The organism is Rhodanobacter sp. MP7CTX1 (assembly GCF_014205795.1).
GTDB lineage: Bacteria > Pseudomonadota > Gammaproteobacteria > Xanthomonadales > Rhodanobacteraceae > Rhodanobacter.
In genome coordinates this window covers 114237-136928 of sequence record NZ_JACHCN010000004.1, presented here as the reverse complement: position 1 = coordinate 136928, position 22692 = coordinate 114237, and the positions used below count along the sequence as shown (strand labels likewise).

General features: G+C 59.4%; 14 protein-coding genes and 1 tRNA gene. 10 read left to right on the top strand and 5 right to left on the bottom strand.

From position 1 onward, the window contains the following. Positions 1–456: 456 nt before the first annotated feature. The 4 genes from HDE77_RS07135 to HDE77_RS07120 all read left to right on the top strand — a co-directional run bounded on the left by HDE77_RS07135 (position 457) and on the right by HDE77_RS07120 (position 4327). Positions 457–960, top strand: coding sequence for a regulatory protein RecX (locus HDE77_RS07135; RefSeq protein ID WP_184416469.1), 504 nt, complete (start codon positions 457–459; stop codon positions 958–960). Between the two features lie 84 nt (positions 961–1044). After that, complete coding sequence (alaS, locus tag HDE77_RS07130) at positions 1045–3684, top strand: alanine--tRNA ligase (protein ID WP_184416468.1); 2640 nt, start codon at positions 1045–1047, stop codon at positions 3682–3684. Between the two features lie 270 nt (positions 3685–3954). Next, entirely contained in the window at positions 3955–4158 is a 204-nt protein-coding gene (csrA, locus tag HDE77_RS07125; RefSeq protein ID WP_184416467.1) for a carbon storage regulator CsrA, read from the top strand. A gap of 76 nt (positions 4159–4234) precedes the next feature. Beyond that, a tRNA-Ser gene (locus HDE77_RS07120) sits at positions 4235–4327 on the top strand. A 222-nt stretch (positions 4328–4549) separates the two neighbouring features. Here the strand turns inward: HDE77_RS07120 and HDE77_RS07115 are convergent. Continuing rightward, on the bottom strand, positions 4550–4966 hold the full coding sequence (locus HDE77_RS07115; protein ID WP_184416466.1) for a hypothetical protein: 417 nt from the start codon (positions 4964–4966) through the stop codon (positions 4550–4552). A 406-nt stretch (positions 4967–5372) separates the two neighbouring features. Between HDE77_RS07115 and HDE77_RS07110 the strand changes: the two genes are divergently transcribed. Together HDE77_RS07110 and HDE77_RS07105 are read left to right on the top strand one after the other, a co-directional pair. Continuing rightward, positions 5373–6722: a dipeptidase gene (locus tag HDE77_RS07110; protein WP_255482580.1), complete on the top strand. Its 1350-nt coding sequence runs from the start codon at positions 5373–5375 to the stop codon at positions 6720–6722. Between the two features lie 297 nt (positions 6723–7019). Beyond that, positions 7020–7178 (top strand): hypothetical protein, encoded by a 159-nt coding sequence (locus tag HDE77_RS07105; protein WP_184416465.1) that lies wholly within the window; start codon positions 7020–7022, stop codon positions 7176–7178. Positions 7179–7401: 223 nt separating this feature from the next. Here the strand turns inward: HDE77_RS07105 and HDE77_RS07100 are convergent, their stop codons facing one another. After that, complete coding sequence (locus tag HDE77_RS07100) at positions 7402–7647, bottom strand: hypothetical protein (RefSeq protein WP_184416464.1); 246 nt, start codon at positions 7645–7647, stop codon at positions 7402–7404. Between HDE77_RS07100 and HDE77_RS07095 the strand changes: the two genes are divergently transcribed. From HDE77_RS07095 to HDE77_RS07080, 4 genes are all read left to right on the top strand, one after another. Then, positions 7646–10627 carry a protease pro-enzyme activation domain-containing protein gene (locus HDE77_RS07095; RefSeq protein ID WP_184416463.1) on the top strand — a complete coding sequence of 994 codons (2982 nt, stop codon included), beginning with the start codon at positions 7646–7648 and terminating at the stop codon, positions 10625–10627. The genes HDE77_RS07100 and HDE77_RS07095 overlap by 2 nt on opposite strands. A 495-nt stretch (positions 10628–11122) precedes the next feature. Continuing rightward, positions 11123–14158: a sensor histidine kinase gene (locus HDE77_RS07090; protein WP_184416462.1), complete on the top strand. Its 3036-nt coding sequence runs from the start codon at positions 11123–11125 to the stop codon at positions 14156–14158. A 238-nt stretch (positions 14159–14396) separates the two neighbouring features. Next, a complete protein-coding gene (locus HDE77_RS07085; RefSeq protein WP_184416669.1) occupies positions 14397–15032 on the top strand; it encodes a response regulator transcription factor in 636 nt (211 codons plus the stop codon). Between the two features lie 435 nt (positions 15033–15467). Continuing rightward, positions 15468–16718, top strand: a complete 1251-nt coding sequence (locus HDE77_RS07080; protein WP_184416461.1) for an SGNH/GDSL hydrolase family protein — start codon at positions 15468–15470, stop codon at positions 16716–16718. Between the two features lie 211 nt (positions 16719–16929). Here the strand turns inward: HDE77_RS07080 and HDE77_RS07075 are convergent, their stop codons facing one another. The 3 genes from HDE77_RS07075 to HDE77_RS20425 all read right to left on the bottom strand — a co-directional run bounded on the left by HDE77_RS07075 (position 16930) and on the right by HDE77_RS20425 (position 22289). Continuing rightward, positions 16930–20238, bottom strand: coding sequence for a protease pro-enzyme activation domain-containing protein (locus tag HDE77_RS07075; RefSeq protein WP_184416460.1), 3309 nt, complete (start codon positions 20236–20238; stop codon positions 16930–16932). Between the two features lie 379 nt (positions 20239–20617). After that, on the bottom strand, positions 20618–22102 hold the full coding sequence (locus HDE77_RS07070; protein WP_304625164.1) for a sodium:solute symporter family protein: 1485 nt from the start codon (positions 22100–22102) through the stop codon (positions 20618–20620). Then, a complete protein-coding gene (locus HDE77_RS20425) occupies positions 22089–22289 on the bottom strand; it encodes a DUF3311 domain-containing protein (RefSeq protein ID WP_343206070.1) in 201 nt (66 codons plus the stop codon). The genes HDE77_RS07070 and HDE77_RS20425 overlap by 14 nt, the downstream gene beginning before the upstream one ends. Between the last annotated feature and the right edge of the window lie 403 nt (positions 22290–22692).

The following is a 22692-nucleotide window of genomic DNA, read 5'->3' as shown; positions in this document are numbered from 1 at the left end:
GCCCAGAGCGCAAGCCCGAAGGCTGAGTCGAAAGGCGACCCTTCGACTTCGCTGCGCTACGCTCAGGGCGAACGGGGTAGAACCCAGTCAAAGGAAACGCACCCCAGCCGTTCACCAACCCTCCCTAACCGTTCGCCCTGAGCGTAAGCCCGAAGGGCTGAAGTCGAAGGGCCATCCACCTCAGCCGTTCTTCAGCCCTCCCCAGTCGTTCGCCCAGGGCGCAAGCCCGAAGGCTGAGTCGAAAGGCGACCCTTCGACTTCGCTGCGCTACGCTCAGGGCGAACGGGGTAGAACCCCGTCAAAGGACAACGCACCCCAGCCGTTCACCAACCCTCCCTAACCGTTCGCCCTGAGCGTAAGCCCGAAGGGCTGAAGTCGAAGGGCCACCCTCCGACTTCGCTGCGCTACCCTCGGGGCGAACGGTGGGGTACCCATCCCAGCCAGGTATCAGTTTGCATGTTCATGAAGCGTCCGCCCGGGAAAAATGACACAGCCACGCCGAAGCGCAGCGCCTACGACAAAGCGCTGGGCCTGCTTGCCCGCCGCGAGCACTCGCGCAAGGAGCTGAAAACCAAGCTTCGCCAGGGCGGCTACGAGGGCGAAGAAACCGGCGCCGCGATCGAGCGGCTTGGCGAGCAGCACTACCAGGACGATGACCGCTTCGCCGAGGTGCTGCTGCGCAGCCGTATCGCGCAGGGCTATGGCCCGATGCGCCTGCGCGTGGAGCTGAAAAGCCACGGTCTGGGCGACGCACGGATACGCGAATTGCTGGAGGCGGCCGAGGTCGATTGGACCGCTTCCGCGGCCGCCCAGTTGCGCCGCCGCTATGGTGCGGGCACAGCCGACCCCGCCGAACGCAACCGTCGGGCGCAATTCCTCTTGCGCCGCGGCTTTGCCGCCGCCACAGTACGGAGTGTTACCCACGCCGAAGTGGACGAAGCTGACGACGAAAGCCCCTGAAATCCATCGTCCAGGGACGATGGAGGGATGGATCGCGTGGCTCGGCCGCGGTGTGGCCCCCGATCACCCGCCAGCATGACATGCATGAAAACCTCTGAAATCCGTTCCACCTTCCTCGAATACTTCCGTTCCAAAGGCCACACCATCGTGCCGTCCAGCTCGCTGGTGCCGGCCAGCGACCCGACGTTGCTGTTCACCAATTCGGGCATGGTGCAGTTCAAGAACGTGTTTCTCGGCAGCGAAAAGCCGGGTTATGTGCGCGCGGCCGACGTGCAGCGTTGCCTGCGTGCCGGCGGCAAGCACAACGACCTGGACGCGGTGGGCTATACCGCACGCCATCACACATTTTTCGAGATGCTCGGCAACTGGTCGTTCGGCGATTACTTCAAGCGCGACGCGATCGCCTATGCATGGGAACTGCTGACGGGCGTATTCAAACTGCCGGCCGACAAGCTGTGGGTCACGGTCTATCACACGGACGACGAGGCGTTCGACATCTGGCACAAGGAAATCGGTGTGCCGGTTGAACGCATCGTGCGCATCGGCGACAACAAGGGCGCACCGTTCGCCTCGGACAACTTCTGGCAGATGGCCGACACCGGTCCATGCGGCCCGTGCACGGAAATCTTCTACGACCACGGCGCGGGCATCGCTGGCGGCCCGCCCGGTTCGCCGGACGAAGACGGCGACCGCTACATCGAGATATGGAACCTGGTGTTCATGCAGTTCGATCGTGCGCCGGACGGATCGCTGTCGCCGTTGCCCGCACCCTGCGTGGACACGGGCATGGGCCTTGAGCGCCTAGCCGCCGTGCTGCAGCACGTGCATTCCAACTACGAGATCGACCTGTTCGCGCATCTGATCCGTGTAGCTGGTGAACTCACCCGCACGAGCGATCTTTCCGACAAGTCGCTGCGCGTCATTGCCGACCATATCCGCGCCTGTTCCTTCCTGATCGTCGACGGCGTACTGCCCTCCAACGAAGGTCGCGGCTACGTGCTGCGACGGATCATCCGGCGCGCCCTGCGGCATGGCTGGATGCTCGGCGTGCGCGGTGACTTCTTCTGGAAGATGGTGCCGTCGCTGGTCGAGGAAATGGGCGTCGCCTATCCGGAGCTCGCGGCCAAGCAGTCGTTCGTCGAAGACGCACTGCGCGCCGAGGAAGAACGCTTCGGTGAGACTTTGGAAAACGGAATGCGGGTGTTCGACGAAGTCGCCACGAAACCTGCTACGGCGTCTGCCAAGACGATTGCGGGCGAAGATGCATTCCGCCTCTACGACACCTATGGTTTCCCCGTCGATCTCACCGCCGACATCGCGCGCGAGCGCGGTCTCGAGGTGGACATGGCTGGCTTCGAGCGGGCGATGAACGAGCAGCGCGAGCGCGCCCGTTCGGCCGGCCGCTTTGAGGCGAAGGGTCAGATGCCGGCCGATCTGGCCAGCCAGCTGAAGCCAACCGTATTCCTTGGTTACGAGGCGCTACGCAGTCCGGGCAGCAAGGTGCTGGGCATCGTCCGCGCCGGCAAGCAGTTCGACCAGCTCGATGAGGGCGAGGAAGGCCTGCTGATCCTCGATCGCACGCCGTTCTACGCCGAATCGGGCGGGCAGGTCGGCGATACCGGTGAGCTGATCAATCCCGCGGGTCGCTTCGACGTCAGCGATACCTTGAAGATGGGCGGCGTGTTCTTCGGCCATGCCGGTCGCTGGCACGGGGCGCAACCACTGCGTACCGGCGATACCGTCGAGGCCGGTGTGGATGCGGCACGTCGTCAGGCGATCGTGCTCAACCATTCAGCTACCCATCTGCTGCATGCGGCGCTGCGCAAGGTGCTGGGCGATCACGTCACGCAGAAGGGTTCGCTAGTCGCGCCGGAGCGCCTGCGTTTCGACTTCTCGCACTTCAAGCCGATGAGCCGCGATGAACTGGCACGGGTCGAGGCCATGGTGAATGCCGAGGTGCGCCACAACGCAGCCGCCGACGTGCGACAGATGGCATACGACGACGCGATCGAATTTGGTGCGATGGCGCTGTTCGGCGAGAAATACGGCGACGAAGTGCGGGTGCTCAAGATGGGCGAGTTTTCCACCGAGCTATGCGGTGGCACCCACGTCAGCCGCACCGGCGACATCGGCCTGTTCAAGATCGTCAGCGAGGCCGGCGTAGCTTCCGGTGTGCGCCGTATCGAGGCCGTCACGGGTGAGGGGGCGCTGGCCTGGGTCGCCGACGAGGAGCGTCGTCTGGGCGAGCTGTCGCAGCTGCTTTCCAGCAGCGGCGACGATGCCGTGGAAAAGCTGCGTCAGCTGTTCGATCGCCAGAAGAAGCTTGAGCGGGAGCTCGATTCGCTGCGCAGCAAGGCGGCGGGTTCGGCTACCGCGGATCTGGCCAGCTCCGCACAGGAAGTGGACGGCATCAAGGTGGTGGCGGCGCGGCTGGAGGGCCTCGATGCGAAGTCGCTGCGCGACAGCGTGGATCAGCTCAAGCTGCAGCTGGGCGATTGCGTGATCCTGCTGGCTGGCGCAGCAGACGGCCGCGTCGCGCTGATTGCTGGCGTTCACGGCAAGGCCCTGGATCGGATCAAGGCGGGCAGCGTGGTCGCGCATGTTGCGGCGCAGATCGACGGCAAGGGCGGTGGCCGCGCGGACATGGCCCAGGGCGGTGGCTCGGACACGGCTAATCTACCGGCCATTCTGGCCGCCTTGCCGGGCTGGATTTCAAATCAGTGAGCGATGCTGGAGCGAGGCGGCATATGCCATATGTCACGATCTAGACGCATTGCACATGACAATCACGCTCGGCTAGTATCTTAGAGGTGTCGACACTATCGGTAGTGATGGTGTCGCCAGTCAGGACGCTCAGGAGTGTTTTGGCTGTGAGCCGGGAAGGCGGTAGGGCCTTCGACGGATCAATCGTCGAACTGCGGATGGACGTTGCTCAGGGGTGAGGCAGCATCGATCCGCGGGCCTGTGACCAACAGCATTAATGGAGTAGCAAACATGTTGATTCTGACCCGCAGGGTCGGCGAAACCCTGATGATCGGCGACGAGGTGACCGTCACCGTCCTAGGCGTGAAAGGCAATCAGGTGCGTATCGGTATCAACGCGCCCAAGACCGTCGCCGTCCACCGCGAAGAGATTTATCAGCGCATCAAGGGCGAACATGAATCAGGCAGCGTGCCTGAAGAGCCCGGCGAGCACTGATTCTTCAATAAATGCTTTACCTCGACCACGCCGGTCAGTATCCTTGCCGGCTCCGCAGTGATGCGGAAAAAAACCCGGAGAGATGCCCGAGCGGCCGAAGGGGCTCCCCTGCTAAGGGAGTATAGGGTCAAAAGCCTTATCGAGGGTTCGAATCCCTCTCTCTCCGCCAGATTACAACTAAGCCCCTGAAGTTAGGGGCTTTTTTGTTGTTTGTTGATCGAAATTCTTGCTTCCGTTCTTACCAAAATGCGCCGCTTTTCGGCGGACAGCAACGGACGAGGGTGAGCGCGATTCGCGCACCGATCCGGTCTTGCGCGGAAACCGGAGCAGTGTGTTGTTCGTGGCAATCCACGCGACGCGCTCCCACATGCGCGTGGATCGTCACCCTCGACTATGGAGATGTGGCGCGACGGCGGTCCGACAGCCCGATCAGCGCACTGGCCCCGGGAAGCATCACGAGTGTCAACAGCGCCCCATAGATAAACATGCCATAGCCCACGCCCGAAGGGAGTGGGTCCGCGAAAAGCAAGCGGTAATCCCACAGAAAGCCAGTCGATACAGCGATGGCCAGGTAAGCCAGTGGCTTGTGCGGGCTCAATCGACGAAGAACGAGTGCCGCCGGCAGGCAAAGGAAGACATTGATAAGGGTGTCTTGGACGAACAGCACGGCATAGAGCGGAGCGCCCTTGACGCCATGCAAGGCGAGCCAATGCGGAACAAGGTTGTGTACGGCGATGTACATCCAGCAGTACGGAAGCACCCATTGCCATTGGACAAAGCCAACGACGGCCGATACGGCGAAAGCCATGAGCACTTTCCCTTTCATCCTGGTCCCCTGTTGAAAGTAAGCCGCACCGATTCTGTGCCACCACCACTTGGCGGTCAATGCAAGTCAGCAAAGTTGGCTACGTCAAGGAACGCTCAGCGCTGATAACGTACGGAGCAACTCGACGCGCACGCCGCAGAGAAGTTGCTTTCGCGCGAGAGCCGGCGACTGGGTTTCCTGTGGCCGACCCCATGTGGCGGCGCAGAGTTCGAGCGGTTGGTTGATGCAGCATTGCATGCGCCACAGGCACAATAGCCTATTGGCCGAAGGGATCCTCGAAAAACTGCTCTTTGCTCGCCTTCCCTGCCTTCGCAGGGATGACGAGCTGGATAACAGGCTATTCGCCGTTTGTGTCTGATTTAAACAAGTTACCAAGGGGAAAAACGATATGGCCAAGATCGGGCGTTCAAAGTCCGCCTTCGTTGCGATGGCAACTGTCCTGGTGACGTTGTGTGCACCGCTAGCGATAGCCCAATCCAGCGATGCCGCGCTTACCGCTCGTGTCGATCATGTGTTGGCCAAGGTGCCGTTGATCGATGGCCATAACGATCTGCCGTGGGAAATCCGCGAACGGTTTGGCAATGCCGCTGGCGTAGACCTGAGCACCAGTACCGCGAGCTTGCCGCAGACAGCGCAAGGTGATGAAGTGCGACAACCGCTGATGACCGACATTCCTCGCCTTCGCCTTGGCCGTGTGGGTGCGCAGTTCTGGTCGGTCTGGATACCGCCCACAGTGACCGGTCCTGCTGCCGTGAAGATGACTATCGAGCAGATCGATCTTGTTCGCACGATGGTGGCGCGTTACCCGAAGGATCTGCAAATGGCCTATTCGGCCGAGGACATCGAGCGCGCACACAAGGCTGGTCGCATCGCTTCGTTGATTGGTATCGAGGGTGGTCATCAGATCGACGATTCGCTGCCCACGCTGCGCCAGATGTACGAGCTCGGCGCGCGTTACATGACGCTCACCCATACGTCGGATAACGACTGGGCCGATTCCGCAACGGATGCGCCCAGGCATCATGGTCTGACACCGTTCGGACGCGCGGTGGTCCACGAGATGAATCGCCTTGGCATGCTGGTCGACCTCAGTCACGTGTCGCCGGATACGATGCGCGCAGCGCTTGCGGTCTCGCAGGCACCGGTGATGTTTTCGCACTCCGGCGCGCGTGCGTTGAACGATCACCCGCGCGACGTACCGGACGACGTGCTCGCGATGGTTGCGCGCAATCACGGCATTGTCATGGTGACTTTTGCACCGGCTTACGTATCGGCAGAACGCAATCGCTGGGAAGCCGATCGCGCCGCCGAGCAAACGCGCTACAACTCGCCGCCCTACGCGGGCCTCTACATCGGTCAACCCGAGCGGGCCAAGGCTGCGATGGCCGAATGGGATGCCCGACATCCGATGCCCGTCGTCACGATCGCGATGGTCGCCGATCACATCGAACACATACGTCGTGTTGCAGGAATCGATTGTGTAGGCATCGGCTCCGATTTCGACGGTATTCCCAACTCGCCACAGGGCCTGGATGGCGTCGACAAGTTCCCCGCCGTGCTCAAGGAGCTCGCAAAGCGCGGCTGGACGGATGAAGAACTTGGCAAGGTGGCCGGTGAAAACATGTTGCGCGTGATGCGTGAGGCCACCGCCGTGGCCAAGCGACTGCAGGCATCAGAATCGCCTGGGGCGGTGACAATCGAGCAAGTGGATCCTGGCGTGGCAAAGAAGCCGTCGTGAGGTGCCGTCCAAATTCGTCGAACAGCCTGTAAGGGATGTCAAGGCTGGCTTTATTTGGCGATCGAGGTTTCCATAGGGGCTGGCACGAAATTTTGCCAAAGTGATCGGCCGCCGTCTCAAGGTGCTCGCCATGACCAAGTCCTCCGGGGGCGACGGCTGGTCAATTTGGCTGGCTCGCGCACCTCATCGTGGCTGACAATCCTGTTTCCAATGAGCGCACGCAGGAACCCGCCGGGGTAGCCGCCGCGGAAGCCTGGGTCGAGACTTGATCTCGACCGACCGAAATGAATTCGAAATGTGAAACGAGACCTGGTGGCGTTTCTGCGCCGCCACCGCGCGGTCTGGACCTCCTGCCTGGATACCGCTTCGATTTCAGAGCTGATCTGGATGAATAGCGGCGTCTGGAAAAGTGAGGACGGCAACTACTCTCGTGAGGGCACGCTCGGCACTAGCTGAACACGACTGGCGATCCCTAGAGCATGAGGCGGGCATACCTAATTCGGGTGATTGTAATTTCATATTTTCTAGAGTCTATTGAACACATGATTTGTCGTGTCATCGTTGCGTCATTTCTCAAAAGATATGCGATTGAATTGATAGTTTTTAATAAAACGTTTGATTCGATAGTGTCTAAGTAGTGGTCGAAATCGCGATGGATAATTTTTTCCGTAGTATTAAATCAGTTGGGGGTGGTAATGGACAGAATCAAGTTATGGCAGGTTTGGGCGGGCATGGCCGTAGCGGCATGCGGCGTATCAGCAGTCAACGCACAGACAAGTTCAAACAACACGTCAAGCACGCCGCTTATCGCAAACGGCAATATCGGCAACAGTAAGCTGACAAAACTCGAGGGAACAGTTTCATTGAGTGTTGCGAAAAGTGTCGACGCAGGCGTAATGCGGACGACGGATGAAATTCCGTCCATGACATTAATGCTCAAGCGAGGCGCGGCGCAGCAGAAGGCGTTTGACGCTTATCTCGCAGCATTGAATGATCCGGCTTCGCCCAACTTCCATAAGTGGCTGACACCGACCCAAGTCGGGCAACAGTTCGGCCCCAACGACCAGGATGTCGCGGCTGTAAAGAACTGGCTCGCATCGGAAGGCCTGGGGGTCAAGCAGGTTTCGCCCACCAAGATGATGATCCGCTTCTCCGGCTCGGTTGGTGCGGTGCAAACGGCCTTCCACACGCAGATGCACCAATACAGGGCCGACGGCAAACTCCATTTCGCCAATGCTACGGAACAACAGTTGCCCAGCGCTCTGATTCCCGTCGTGTCTGGCGTCGTGTCGCTGAACAATTTCTTCCCCAAGCCGTTGGTCAAGAACTCCCAGCCCGTCAAGCGCAATGCCAAGGGTCAGTGGAAGGCGGCGAGCGGCGTGTCTTCGAACTTCAATTTTGCCTTTAACGGCGATGTCTTCTATGACGTCGTTCCGGCCGACCTGAACACGATCTACAACGTCAATCCGCTGTGGGCGCAAAGCACGCCTATCCGTGGTGCGGGACAGACGGTGGCCGTGTTGGAACATACCGACGTACAGAACGCCGACGTGGCAACGTTCCGGACAACGTTCATGCCACCAGACGCTGCGGGCGTGTTCTCGCAAGTGCATCCGACTGCATTCGTCGGCGACACCAGCTGTGCCGATCCGGGTACCAACGGGGACGAAGGCGAGGCCGCCCTGGATGCCGAATGGGCCGGCGCTGCCGCGCCCGACGCCAATGTGGTGCTGGCGTCCTGTGCGGACGTCGGCAGCGATTTCGGTGCCTTTATCGCAGCGAACAACTTGCTGACGCAGGATACGCCGCCGGCAATTCTGAGCCTCAGCTACGGCGAGTGTGAGCTGATCAGCGCCGTGGTCGGCGATTCCAATGAGGCAGCCGAGCTGTGGTCGACGGCTGCGGCCGAAGGCGTCACCGTGTTTGTCTCTTCTGCCGATGCCGGTTCTGCTGGCTGTGATCAGGAACAAACGGCGTCGACCTTTGGTATTGCGGTCAATGGTCTGGGCAGTTCGCCTTATAACGTGTCGGTAGGCGGCACCGATTTTGATGATCTGAACAACACCAGCAAGTACTGGGTGCCGGCCAATGGCCAACTTGGGGTCAGTGCGCTGAGCTACATTCCCGAGCAACCCTGGAATGACTCTTGCGCCAGCAGCAAGCTCTACCCGCTATTGGGCTATTCCGACCCCATTACTGCCTGTAATTCCGAGAACGGGTCCAACTTCCTGAACACGGCCGGTGGCAGCGGCGGCCCGAGTTACCTGTGGCCGCAGCCGGCATGGCAGAGCGGCGTGGCAGGTATGTCACAGATCAACACGCGTAGCCTTCCTGACGTTTCGCTATTCGCCGCCAACGGTATCTACGGGCACGCGTTGATCTATTGCATGTCCGATGCATCCGAGGGCGGCACAGACTGCAACTACCTCGATCCCACGGCCACGATCTTCAACAGCGCCGGCGGCACGTCCTTCGCTGCCCCGACCATGGCTGGCATCCAGGCGTTGATCAACCAGAATGCCGGTGTCACGCACGGCAACATCGCGCCGATGCTGTATGACTTCGCACGCAAGCAGTACGGAAGTGTGGGCTCGCCGTCTTCCTCCTGCGGCAGCGATGGTTCAAGTGCCAATTGCATCTTCCACGATGTGACGGTGGGCGATAACGATGTGCCTTGCTTCGCGGGGACAGCGGACTGCTACACGACGGGTACCAACCAGTTCGGTGCGGTCAGTGACGGTGGAAGCGCATCACTCGTGTCAGCGTGGAAGGCCGGTGCCGGCTACGACTATGCGACCGGTCTTGGCTCGGTCAATGTTCAGCACCTGGTCAATGCCGTTGCCGCGCAGGATGCGCGCAGCATTATCCCGCGGACCTGGGATCTGTATGGATTCAATGAAAGCGGCAATCCCCCGATCGCCTCCGGCGTGGCCCGTATCCTGGATGGGCACAGCACTCTGCTGATGATCAACTCAGCCACGGGCAGTGCGCAAATGCTGCAGATGAACGGTGGCACGGTGGTGGGTACGAATCCGTGGGATACCGTCTTCCAGCCGGGTGACCAGGTTAAATCGATTCCTACGGATCTGTTCAATGGGACCACATTGGCGGGCCAGACGGTGATGGAGAGCGACAACCCGACAACCAACACGGCGAGCTTGGCGATCTACAGCTATGGGTGGGTAACCGCCAGCCTGCCGTCCTATCCAGCCGGCTGGACGTTGGTCGGCTCGGGGGTTGTCGACGCTAGCGGCGTCTCCGAGGAAATCTGGCGGAATGATGCCAATGGGCAGCTCGGCTTCTGGGGTATCAACTGCACGGGCACCATTTTCTTTGGCCAGTTGTTTGAGGTGGGTTGCACCCGGACGATCGGCTCGAGCATTGCCGCTGCCAGCGGCTATACACCGCGTCTGGCTGATTTGAACGGTGACGGCTATATCGACATCGTGTGGACGGGACCCAAGAACGACATCTACTACTGGATCAACGACGGAACGGGCAACTTCACCAAGACCTATGGCGGCACCTTCCCGGCCGGCTGGACGTTGGAGGGCGCTGGCGAGATTACTGGGAGCGGCCGTACTGACTTGATCTGGTCCAACGCAACCACCAGCCAGATGGGATGGTGGATCATGAACGGTACGACTGTTGTTGATCGTGAGGTCCGTGGTGTAGCGAGCGGCTACAGCGTCGCATCGATCGAAGACTTCGATGGCGATGGGCTGGCGGATATCCTTTGGACCAACGCCAACGGGGATGCCTATGTCTGGCAGGGTCTCGGCGGTGCATTCGTCTCGCAGCATGTCGCCGACGGCCAGGGCAGCGTCTACACGATCCCGTCTGGCTATGTCGTGCAGAAGAATCGTGTGCAAGGCGTCGTAGGGGTGCAGGTGAGCCCCCCGTAATTCAATTGTTGCGATCAGTAAGCCTTGAATGAGGACTGCTGTGAATGAATGGATTGAACGGGCACCACATGGGTGCCCGTTCAATCCTCAAGTCTCGTCAAGTTCGGTCATCTGTAGCTGAGAGCACGAAGGACAACTGCTTCCATCCAACGGAAAAAATTTGGCTCTCAGTTGGCGCGAGTTCTCTCAGGTGCCGCGAGTTAAAGTTTCAATGAATTGGTTTCAGGTACGCTAATCAGCGCGTATTCAAGGATTCGAAGTTATCGGTGACGTGGCAGAAATGACGAACGAATAGCAAGCACGAATGAGGCCGGGTCTTTCCCGGCCTTTCGTCGTTTAAGCATCGCTCCCACTTCTCCAACCTGTACCAATGTTACGAACTAAGCTAGATTCGCTCACTCGCCCAAGCCATGGCATCCCAATGAAATTCAAGAAGCGTAATGGGCGTGCCGGGCATTGGCGCTGACGATGAACGTATGAATTCGCCGAGCTCGTATGAAAGCCTTTGAAAGAGCATTTCTCGTACTCCTCGTGGCATTCGCCATGTCGTACGTCGAGGTCGGCTACGCCAAGACGCCAACATGCGATACGACGCTCCCGCTTGATAGCATCGGAGCGAATTATCACCACGTTAGCTGGACTTCGAAGGACGGCGCGCCGGCGGGGATCATCACGATCGCGCAGACACCCAGCGGATGGCTTTGGGTTGGAAGCCACGCGGGTTTGTTCCGATTTGACGGAGTGCGATTCGAGCGCGTTGACCTGCGTCCCCCGCAAAGTACCGCCTCGCATTCGGTAGTTCATCTTTACGTTACCCGCGAAGGCGACCTATGGGTCGCCTATTCGTTTGGAGGGGCAGATCGACTGGCCGGCGACACTTCAGGACACATCACGCACACACATGAGGAAGCTGGTGGTGGAACCATCAATGACTTCGCGCAGAGCGCTGTTGGCGACATGTGGGCGGTTACAACAAGGCAGGATATTTACCACCTCGAGAACGGAAGTTGGGTAACGCCGGCTGCTGAGTGGGGTCTGCAGGGCCGGCATGTTGCATATATCACCTCGGATTCGCAGGGCCGCCTCTGGGCGTCGAGTGATGCCGGGTTATATGTTCTGCCCGTCGGTGGGCGAAAGTTTGTCAGAGCGGGTCAATCGCCCGCAGACAAAACCGAGATTATTGAAAGTCAGCGTGGGCAACTGATTTCCGTTAGCGAACAGCTCGGATATCGCGAATTCGAGGCGCCGGTTCCGACACCGTCCCGGTCAGGACGGAGCTCTTTTTCGCCCACGTCAAATGCCACGATTCGAGCCCGCGACGGCAGCATATGGTCCCGCGCCTGCACCGTTGGGGTGTGCCGCAAATCCGACCCCGATTTGCGCGCGGGCGTATCGATGGCCGAGCTCAGTGGCGACACGTTTGCTCGAGCTGATGGCCTGTCGTCCGACTTCGCGTTGACGATGTTTGAGGACGCGGAAGGCAGCATATGGGTGGGCACCACCAAGGGGCTGGACCAGTTTCGAAAAAATGACGTCCGCGTCCTGCGTTCGTCTGGCTTCATAAGCTTCGCGCTCGCGACGGACGCTGGGGGTTCCTTATGGGTGTCAACTGCCAATGACCCGTGCTCCTTGTGGACCCTGGGAACGACGCTGGCAACGAGCGGTCGGGCGAAGCACGTCGAATCACTCTACACCGACAAGGATGGTTCTCTACTCATCGGTGGATCGGATGGATTGGTCCGACAGCAGAACAAGTTGTCGCTACCCTTCGAGCCTGCCGCCCCCATCGCATTCGATCACGGCGGAATAAATGCGATCGCTCGGGACCGGGATGACCAGTTATGGATCTCGGTTCGCCATTTGGGCGTCTTTCGGCTGGATGGTGCGCAATGGCAAGCGAAAGGCGGTGTTGCGGCATTGCCCGATCTCTATGCCAACTTGATCGTCGCGGATACGACAGGGAACGTCTGGCTTGGCTATAGCGATGGGCGGCTTGCGGCCGTCGCCAATGGCCACGCCAGGATTTACGGGGAGGCGGAGGGCCTGCGCACCGGATCGGTCACTGCCATTCTTCCAGGGCGAACGCTGCTGGTTGGTGGCGACCTCGGGCTTTACGCGTTCCACGAAGGTCGCTTTCAGCGGATCAAGGCCAAAGATGATCGCTTGCTGGATGGCATCACCGGCATGGCGGTGGGGCGCGACGGCGCGCTCTGGGTCAACGCCATCGGAGGCGCCATGCGCATTGAATGGCGCGACCTGCTGGGTGCCTTGGACGCACCTGACCATGAGGTGCCGGTTCGATTGTTTGACGCCAACGATGGTATGTCTGGCGGCGCGCAGCAGATTCTGCCTCTGCATACGGCGGTGGAGGATGCGGCAGGCGTGATCTGGTTTGCCACGACCGACGGCTTGGCAAGCATTGATCCGTTGAAGCTTCAGCACAACCCTGTCGCGCCCAAGGTGGAGATTCAGTCGATAACTACGCCTGAAAGAGCCTATGTGCCGGACGCCCAGCTGGTCCTTCCGGCACATACACATGATGTGACATTCAATTTCACGGCGTTGAGTCTCGCTGTGCCTGAGCGAGTTCGCTTTCGCGTACGACTCTATGGTGTTGATTCGGGGTGGCGCGACATAGATGGCCGTCGAAGTATCAGCTATTCAAACCTCTCACCAGGCAGATATACGTTCGGTGTGGCCGCAAGCAACAATGATGGCGAGTGGAGCCACGACGCTGCCAGAGCGTCGTTTTCAATCACACCCGCGCCCTATCAGACCACTACATTCAAAGTCTTCCTTGGATTGGTGATTGGGCTCGCACTGTGGGCCATCTCTCAGCTATACGTGCGCAGGGCCGTGGCGCGAGTTACTACCAGGATGAGAGAGCGCATCCACGAACGAGAGCGTATTGCCCGAGATTTGCACGACACGCTTCTCCAGGATATCGAGGCGCTCGTGGTCAATTTACAGGTGCTGGGTCGCGATCATGTTGAATCGGAGCGAGTGCAAGTTGAGCTCGAAGGCTTGACCGATGAAGCGAGAAAAGCGCTCCTGAACGCTAGAAACAGGGTCGCGGGGCTCCGGGAGGACAGTGGCGATGCCGGACTGATTATCGACGCCCTGCAAGAGATGGGCGATAGACTGCGACTCCTCTATCCGGCGCGTTATGACTTGAAGGTCATTGGCGTCCCGCGTGCACTGAAAGCCCTGGCGGGCGAAGAGATCAATTCGATAGTACGTGAGGCCATGCTCAACGCGTTTCGGCATGCAAGTGCTTCGGAGGTCGAGGTGACGCTCGTATACAAGTCGTCGGGCATTCTTGTTTCCATTCGGGACAATGGTTCGGGTATCGATCCGGAGGTGCTTAGAGAAGGCCGTCGCGAAGGACATTGGGGCTTGGTCGGCATGCGTGAGCGGGCGACGAAGCTTGCCTCACATCTAAAGGTTTCGACTGAGCGGGGCGTCGGCACACGTATAAGCCTGAGGGTCAGGGCCACGATTGCATACGCCAGAGACTCCAGGAAAACGTAGTGCGGCCAGCAAGACAGGAAATTTGCGTGTCAACGAATGACGCTGTTCTGCCTGTCAAAAATTGCCCAGATCGAGGGATATATTCTGTCTTTGCCAACAGCTAGTCTTAATCGGAACCGCGAAAGGTCCGTCAGCCGAAGATACATCTGTTATTCAATTTTTGCTCGACGAAAGATGAAATGATTTGAACATGATCCGAGAAAACTCTATGGGAAAGGATTCGTTATCAATTGAGCCGATGGTGGAAAAAACCTCAGATCGAATCAGTATCCTTGCTGTTGATGACCACCCGTTGTTCCGCCGCGGCGTGGGTGCGGTACTCGCGAAAGAAAACGACATGGAACTGATCGCTGAAGCCTCCAATGGGGAAGAGGCTATACATCAGGTTCGAAAGTTCACGCCAGATGTCGTTTTGATGGACTTGCGCATGCCTGTACTCGGCGGCGTGGAGTCCCTCTCAGTCATCCTCTCCGAGTACCCCGGTACGAGCGTGCTTGCGTTGACGACCTATCACGGCGATGTCGAGGTTCTCCGGGCTCTCAAGGCGGGGGCACGTGGCTATCTACTAAAAAATTCGGTGGTCGAAGATCTTGCCGAAGCGATCCGAAATGTCCACCAGGGCCGGCGCCATATTCCCTCTGAAATCGCAGAGCATCTGGCGGATCACGCGGCGGAGCCTGTGCTGTCGAAAAGAGAAGCGGAGGTCCTGATGCTCGTGGCCTTGGGTCACTCCAATCTGGAGACATCGCGCGCGCTCTCCATTTCCGAAGACACGGTCAAGACGCATATGAAGAACATCATGTCAAAGCTGAACGCGAAGGACCGAACACATGCCGTGACGATCGGGGTGCGTAGAGGGATCATTTCTCCGTAGCCGATCCTTCATGTCGGGATGACTATGCCGGCTATTCGTATAGTCATGTCTGATAGGGCACGCGTGCCGATCCGGCCGCCGCGTTGATCTTGTCAACGTCCGCTTGGGTTGCGGGGTTATAGACCACGGTAGCGAGCCCGGCTGTGGCGAGCGGTCGTCTTGGAATGGCAAACCACCGCTATTGTGCATCCTGCCTTTCGGCACATGAAGCTGGCGTGGTAAACGGCCCACTATTCAGAGACCTAAAAATACTGCGGCTATCGACGCCCGTTTGAGCGCTTTGCGTGCCTGGGGTGCGTGGTGCGTTGGCGTTTCCACAGCACGATCATGTTTGTTTTCAATCCTAAGTAGACGTTAGTGGAAAGGCAACGTTCCTAAGCACCGGTCGAGGCAACCCATCTGTGCAGGTTGTCAGACAAAATAAGGGATCAGCTCATGACGAGTGCGACGCTCAAACATGTTGTAGTCGGAGCATTGTTCTGTTCGCTCGCGGCACTGACGCCAGCCTGGTCCACAGCGGGTGGTCCCCTGGCCAGCAACATGCATTGGACCGACGCCTGGACAGCATCGCCGGATTCCGCAGGGCCCCCGCTGGGGACGGTAACCGTCCGTCAGGTCATCCGCACCAGCATCGGTGGATCGAGCGTGCGTATCCGCCTCTCCAACCTTTTTGGTACGGCGCCGGTGACGATTGGCCCGGTCCACGTGGCCGAGCATGCGAGTGGCTCTGAGATCAAGCCGGGGACCGATCATACGGTGACCTTCGGCGGCAAAGCCCGTGCGACTATTGCCAAAGGGGGCGACGTACTCAGCGACCCAATCGCCCTTTCGGTGGCTCCGCTGGAAGACCTCGCGGTCAGCATGTATTTTCCCACTCGAACGGGCACTTCAACTTTTCACGGTGTTGGAAACGACACCGCCTTCATAACGCTGACGGGAGATGCGACGGCGGCGATACGATTCCCCCCAGGCGAGGTGACCAGTAGCCGCATTTTTTTGACTGACGTGGAAGTGGCTACGGGCAATGAGGCCCAAACCATCGTCGCTATAGGTGATTCCATTACGGATGGGGTGGGCTCGACGCAGGACAAAAACTCTCGCTGGCCGGACGCACTCGCAGCGCGGCTTCATGCCGATCCGGCACACGCGTCAATAGCTGTGGTCGATGCGGGCATCGCCGGCAATCGGATTCTGCATGACGGCGCAACGCCCTTCGTGGGGCCGAGTGCTCTGGTGCGCCTTGATCGCGACGCTCTGAACAAACCCAGCGTGCACTGGCTGCTGGTGATGGAAGGGATCAACGATATTGCCGCCGCCGACATGCTTGCCACGCCCAGGGATGACGTGTCCACACAACAAATCATCGACGGAATGAAAACGTTGATTGGTCGTGCGCACAAGAGGGGCGTCAAGATATTCGGCGTCACATTGACGCCCTACGGCGGCGTCGAGTGGCCATTTCACTCGGCCGCGGGTGAGGCAAAGCGTCAGGTGGTGAACGCGTGGATCCGGCATGCCGGCGCATTCGATGCAGTCATCGATTTCGATCAAGTCGTGCGCGATCCGGCACACACGGATTGCCTGTTGGCGACCTTCGACAGTGGCGACCATTTGCACCCGAACGATGCCGGGTACAAAGCGATGGCGGCAGCGGTCGACCTGCGCCTCTTCGCGCTACGCAGATGAGGGGTGCTTTCGGCTAGTGGTCAGTGGCTCCGCCCACCTGGCTCTGGTCTTAAAAGACCAACAAGGTGCTCCGACGATACCGCTCTCGGGAACGCCCTCCCGCCATGTGTCGTTCGGCAACTGGCACAGGTCGAGCATGTCGGAATCCTTCGCACAGAAAAGAGCCGGGCTTTCGCCCGGCTCCGAGTCATGTAGAACTTAACGTCAGTACTTACGGTTCGTCGGTGAAAATGCCGTTGGCGGAGGGAACCGCCTGCAAGCGATTGGCAATCACTTGCGCACCCGCTGGCACGGTCACAGCTGCACCGGTCGTGTCGCTAAGAACGAACGACTGGAAGCTGTTGCCGACGCTGGTCCACAAGTAAGCATTGCCCGCCGCGTTGGTGAACAGGATATCCACCAAGCCATCACCATTGAAGTCGCCGATCGTCGCGATCGAGTAACCTGCGGTGATCGAACGCATTGTGGTGCTGACAATCTTGTTTCCGTTCATGAGCCACCAGCCGAACTGGTTGGTGCTCGAGTTGATCCATAGCAGATCACTCTTGCCATCGCCGTTGACGTCGCCGGCACCCTGGAGTTTCCAGCCCGCCGGGAAGGTCGCGATGTAGTGCGGGGTAAACACGGGAACACCTATCGGACCACCGTCATTGTTATTGTTCCAGATATACAGGTCGTTGTTCGGACCCGTCCAGACGAAATCAGCGAAGTCACCACCGCCGACGCTTGCAATGGTCAGGGTGTAGTCGCTGGCTGCCGTAAGGAGCGGCGAAGCCGCGTGAGTCACGGTGCCAACGGCTCCAGCTTTTGCACCAGGAGTGAAGGTGCCAAACGTCCACCAGCCGACCTGAGCCGTGCTGTTGTTGCGCCATACCAACTGCATCAAGTCACTGTTGACGCGAGCGGCACCGACAACGGTCCATCCGGTCGGATAGCTTCCGGCGTCATAAGCGGTCGTGGCTCCGTTACCGTCATTGAGCAAGATGTAAAGTTCGTTGGTGGCTGGATTGGTCAACGCAAAGTCGGAGATACCATCACCGTTGAAGTCGCCAATGGCGGTGATCCTATAACCCTTGGGCAGACCACCCACACTCACGGTCTTGTCTACGGTACTGCCGAGCATGCCAAGTTCAGTCAGCACACCGGTGGTGGGGTTGACCATCGCCACGTCAGTACGCCCATCGACAGCGAACCCATCAAGGCCGCCATCACCAGGGAACTGTGTGGCGCTGGAGGTGAGGAAATCGCTAGGAGCCGTAGGAAGAAACTCAAAACTCGTGTCAAAAAAGCCAAGCTTGTTGTAGTTCGCCGAGGCAACTGCCAGATTGGTGGCATTCACCGAACCCAGACCCGTGGCGTAGTTGTAACCAGGCGTCGCCATATAGGCCGGCGTCAGACTGCCACTGCCACCCAGGCTGAGCACGCCAAAGGCGTCCTGACCACGGGTGAAGCAGTTTGCTGTCACGGCAAAACAGGGTTCATCGATATCACCAACGGTGATGTTATTGAATACGCAGTTATTGCCGGCAAGCGGCGTGGTCGAGGAGTTACAGGCCGCCACTGATCCCGCGTTCGGCGAACCTTGGGTACCGTATTCGCGTGTACCGAATAGGTACATCGCCGGATTCACGTTGCCGGCGTAGAAACTGCCTCCGCGGCCTAGTGCCACGGCCGTGGCCTGATCTACCAGAGCCTGGATACCCGCCATCGCCGGTGCGGCGAACGAGGTACCGCCGGCCGAACTGAAAAACACATCATCCGGATTGTCGTAGTCGCAGGGCGCGCCGTTATCGGAATCGCAGAACAGCAGCGCGTGACCATACAGGCCGTTGGCGGCGAACAGGGATACATCAGGAATCATGCGCACATTGGCTGCGGACGAACCGTAGACCCCCACCTGCCAGCTCGGCTTGGCGAAGATGATGCTGGCGCCACCGCTGCCACCGCCCGTGCCCAGGAAACTCTGGCCGTTGCCGGTGTTGCAGAACACCTCACCGTCGCTGCCGTGCTCCAGCGTGAACAGCACGCTGCTGGCGCAGGAATCGTTCCAGGTCTGTTCCGGCACGTAGCCCAGCACCGACTGACCATTGGGGGCGTTAGTGTTGCTCCAGTAGGTAGCCGTTTTGCCGATGTCGTCGAAGTCGGTACCTCCCACGGCGGTGTTGTACGGGGTTGTAGCCAGGCCGTTGACAGCCAGACCGGAAGCGGCTGCCTCCTCATTCTGGTCGCAACCGGCGGAGCCGGAATCGCCCGTCGAGACAAACACGGTCACGCCGTCGGATACCGCCTCACTCCAGAGTTCCTGGACCTCTTCCTCACCCGGGCCCTGCTGAATTTCGCAGCCACCGTAGCTCAGGCTCATGATCTGCGGAGGGTTGTTGATGCCATCTAGCAGATTTTCAGCTGCGATGAACGGACCAAAATCCGTGTCGCTGTCGGCACAGGCGGCAAACGTGATGTTGGCATCCGGTGCGGCTGCGCCGGCCCACTCGGCATCCAGCGCCGCTTCTTCCTCACCACCGGCGGTGCCGGGATCCAGGCACGTCCCGTTGCCGTCGTCGACGCTGGCATAGCTCACTACGCCGGCCGCGTCGGCAGGCAGGAACGCGTTACGAAACGCGGCGATGTCGACAGGCAGGACATCGGAGCGTTCGAGCACGGCGATGGTCTGGCCGGCACCACGAATCGGTGTGGTTGATCCGGTAATAGCCGTGCCCGCCCACAATGGATTGACGTTGTAGATGGTATTGAAATCAGCTGGAACGACATCGAATTCCGTGCCGGTAGCGATGGCGCCCGGCGGATTGGTGAAGCCCGGGGCGTTCTTTACACGGGTAAAGTGGCCAGCACTGTTTTTCTTGACCGTACCCACCAGTTTCATCTGGGCTTTCGGGAAGAAGTTGTTCAGCGAGGCGACACCGGCAACGACCGACGACAGCGCTGCCGGAATCTGCTGGGCACTGGCGTTGGCAAAGTGCTTCTCGCCATTGACGGTGTAATTGTGCAACTGGGTGTGGAACGCCATCTGCACGGCGGCGACGTTGCCGGAGAAGTGCACCATCATGCCGGACTTGGAAATGCTGCCGACGCTCAGGCCCTGCGAGGTCAGCCACTGCGTGACCTTGGCGATGTCCTGCTTGGACGGGCCGAACTTGTCACCGAGATCTTGCGGCTTCAACCACTTGTGAAAGTAGGGCGAACTCGGGGTCGTCAGCTGGGTGAGATAGGACTCATAGCGGGCCTGATTGTCCGGGCTGCGCTTGAGCAGCAAGGTCATGTGCTTCAGCTGTTTGCTGGAAACGAGCACGCCGGCATCGTACTTGGGCGAAGCCACCGGCAGCTTGCTGCCATTGACCTGGACGAGTTTGTTGTTGTCGACGGTGTCGGTGATGAGCGGCGCTGAGGCCATCATCGGAATATTCGGAGCGGCCTTGGCTGGCGTGGCCAGCACTGCCGGTACACCGCCGGCAAGCACCAGCCCGCATGCGGCGGCAAGCCACATGAAGTGTTTGGTTTGCATTTGAATCCCCTGACTGATTGATCGATCAAGATTTCGCCGCGCCGCTGCGAAAGCCGGCAACGTCATGACCCGCGATACAACCTAACTTCCCCAGAATTTCCCCTTGCCACGACGATTCTCGGAAAATAAGCCCGACGAGATTGCCCCGGGAAACGCTCCAAAAAATAATAGCACCCCAGATATGGCGGCCACACACCCGAAAGTACGGGCATGCCGACGCTCTTGGCCGGGTGGCAGCGAGTTACCGTCCGAATCTGGCATGACGAACGCTTCAACCGCCGTTCTAGAATCGCGGTCGGCTTGCCATGCAAAGTGAACCGGTGAATCCGTATATGGACTCTTCCCCATCGCAAGCACCGGGATCTTGGACGCCTGTGTGTCAACTTGATGGGATGACGTTGGGGCGCGCACTCACGAAGCCATTAATGACGATGGCCACGATGATGTTGGCGACAAGCGCGAGAAGCCCTGTGTAGATGGCAACCGTCGTGCCGCCGAAGCTTATCGCGTGAATGGGCTTGAGCCCATCGGACCAGATCAGCCAGGTGCCCGCACAGAAGCCCACGGCCCAACCCGTCAACAGGGCTGGTGCGCGAAGCCAGTTCCAGAACAGTCCGAACACCACCGCAGGCAGCGTCTGCAGGATCCACATGCCACCCAGGAGCTGCAAGTCGAGCGCGAATTGAGTGGGCAGGGTGAGGATAACCAGGAGCGCTCCGACCTTGACGACGAGCGAAGCAATTTTCGCGACCTTGGCTTCCGATGCCGGTTGAATGGATGGATTGACGTATGCCTTCCAGAAATTACGCGTAAACACGTTGGCGGCGCCAATGCTCATGACTGCGGCGGGCACCAAGGCTCCGATTCCGATCGCGGCAAAAGCGAAACCGGCGAACCAACTGGGAAAGAGGGTCTGGAACAGGGCGGGGACGACGTCGTTGTTGTTGGCCAACTTCAAATGGGCGGCGTGGCCCATGTAGCCCAGCAGTGCAAGAAGGCCGAGCAATAGCGTATAGGCCGGCAGCAAAATGGCGTTCTTGCGAATCGTGTTGGCGCTCTTGCTGGCAAAGATGCCAGTCAAAGTGTGCGGGTACATAAACGCCGCAAGCGCGGAGCCGAGTGCCAAACTCGCATAGGGCACGAATTGACTCGACGTGAGCAGGATGCCACCCGATCCCTTTGCCTTGAACGCCTGATCGGCTGCCGCAAATACCGCAGCATAGCCACCCAGTTTGCTTGGTATGACGGCCACCGCGGCGATTACCGCGATGTAGATCATGATGTCTTTGACGAAAGCGATCAGCGCAGGCGCACGGATGCCGGAGGAATACGTATAGACGGCCAGGATCACGAACGCGACGATCAGCGGGATCTCGCCACGCAGGCCGAGGGCACCGAACACTGAAGCCATGCCGACCAGTTGCAACGCGATGTAGGGCATGGTCGCGATCACCGCCGTGATGGCGACCGCGAGTTCGAGCGCACGCGAACCGTACTTGCCGTACACCACGTCGGCCGCGGTGACGAAGCCATGCTGTTTCGCCGTCCGCCAAAGTGTTGGCATGACCGCAAACACAAACGGGTAGACGATGATCGTATAGGGGAGGGCGAAGAAACCGTATGCACCTACCGCGTAGACCAGCGCAGGTACCGCGATGACGGTGTAGGCCGTATAAAAATCGCCGCCCACCAGAAACCACGTTATCCACGTGCCAAAGCTCCGTCCGCCCAGTCCCCACTCATCCAGACTGGCCTGTGTTGGCGCCTGTCTCCATCGAGCGGCCCAAAACCCCATCACCGTCACGAGCGCGAAGAACGCAACGAAAACGCCGATGGCGACGTAATCAAGCTCAGTCTTCATCATGCGTGCTCCGGTAGACGACCCAGATCAACAGCACGGTGATCGGCACCCACAGCAACTGGTACCAATAGAAAAAAGGCACGCCCCACAGGGTTGGAGCATCGTAGTTGTAGAACGGCACGCAAAGCAGGCCGACTACCGGCACCAGCAAAAGAAGAAGCACTGAACGTCGATGGGTACGCTGGGTCACTTCAACCTCCTTCGAGGAGCCGCGACTCCTCACTGGCCCGTGGCGGGTCGAATGCGTTGTCAATCATCGCCACTGTAAACGCATTGGATCGCCAAGCGAATAGCCAGGGCCAGGCAGTCACCCTTCCGCACGGCGCAAAGGCGGGTCGCGGAAACAAAGGCCTTCCAGCATCGTTTCGACGCGCTACCGGGTGCTCGTTGCCAGCTTCTGGTTGCAGCGCACAAAACATCGGCGCCACATGAAAGTCATCGAGGCATGATCATTGATTCGGGACGAAGCACGACCACCTCTGGAAGGCCATCGGGACCCCTGGTCGGAGGCATCGCGACAGTTTGTCGCTGGGGGCCATGCCCATGCCTTGGCGGTTCTTCATGCGAGGATGGCGGCCGAGACTCATGCTTTG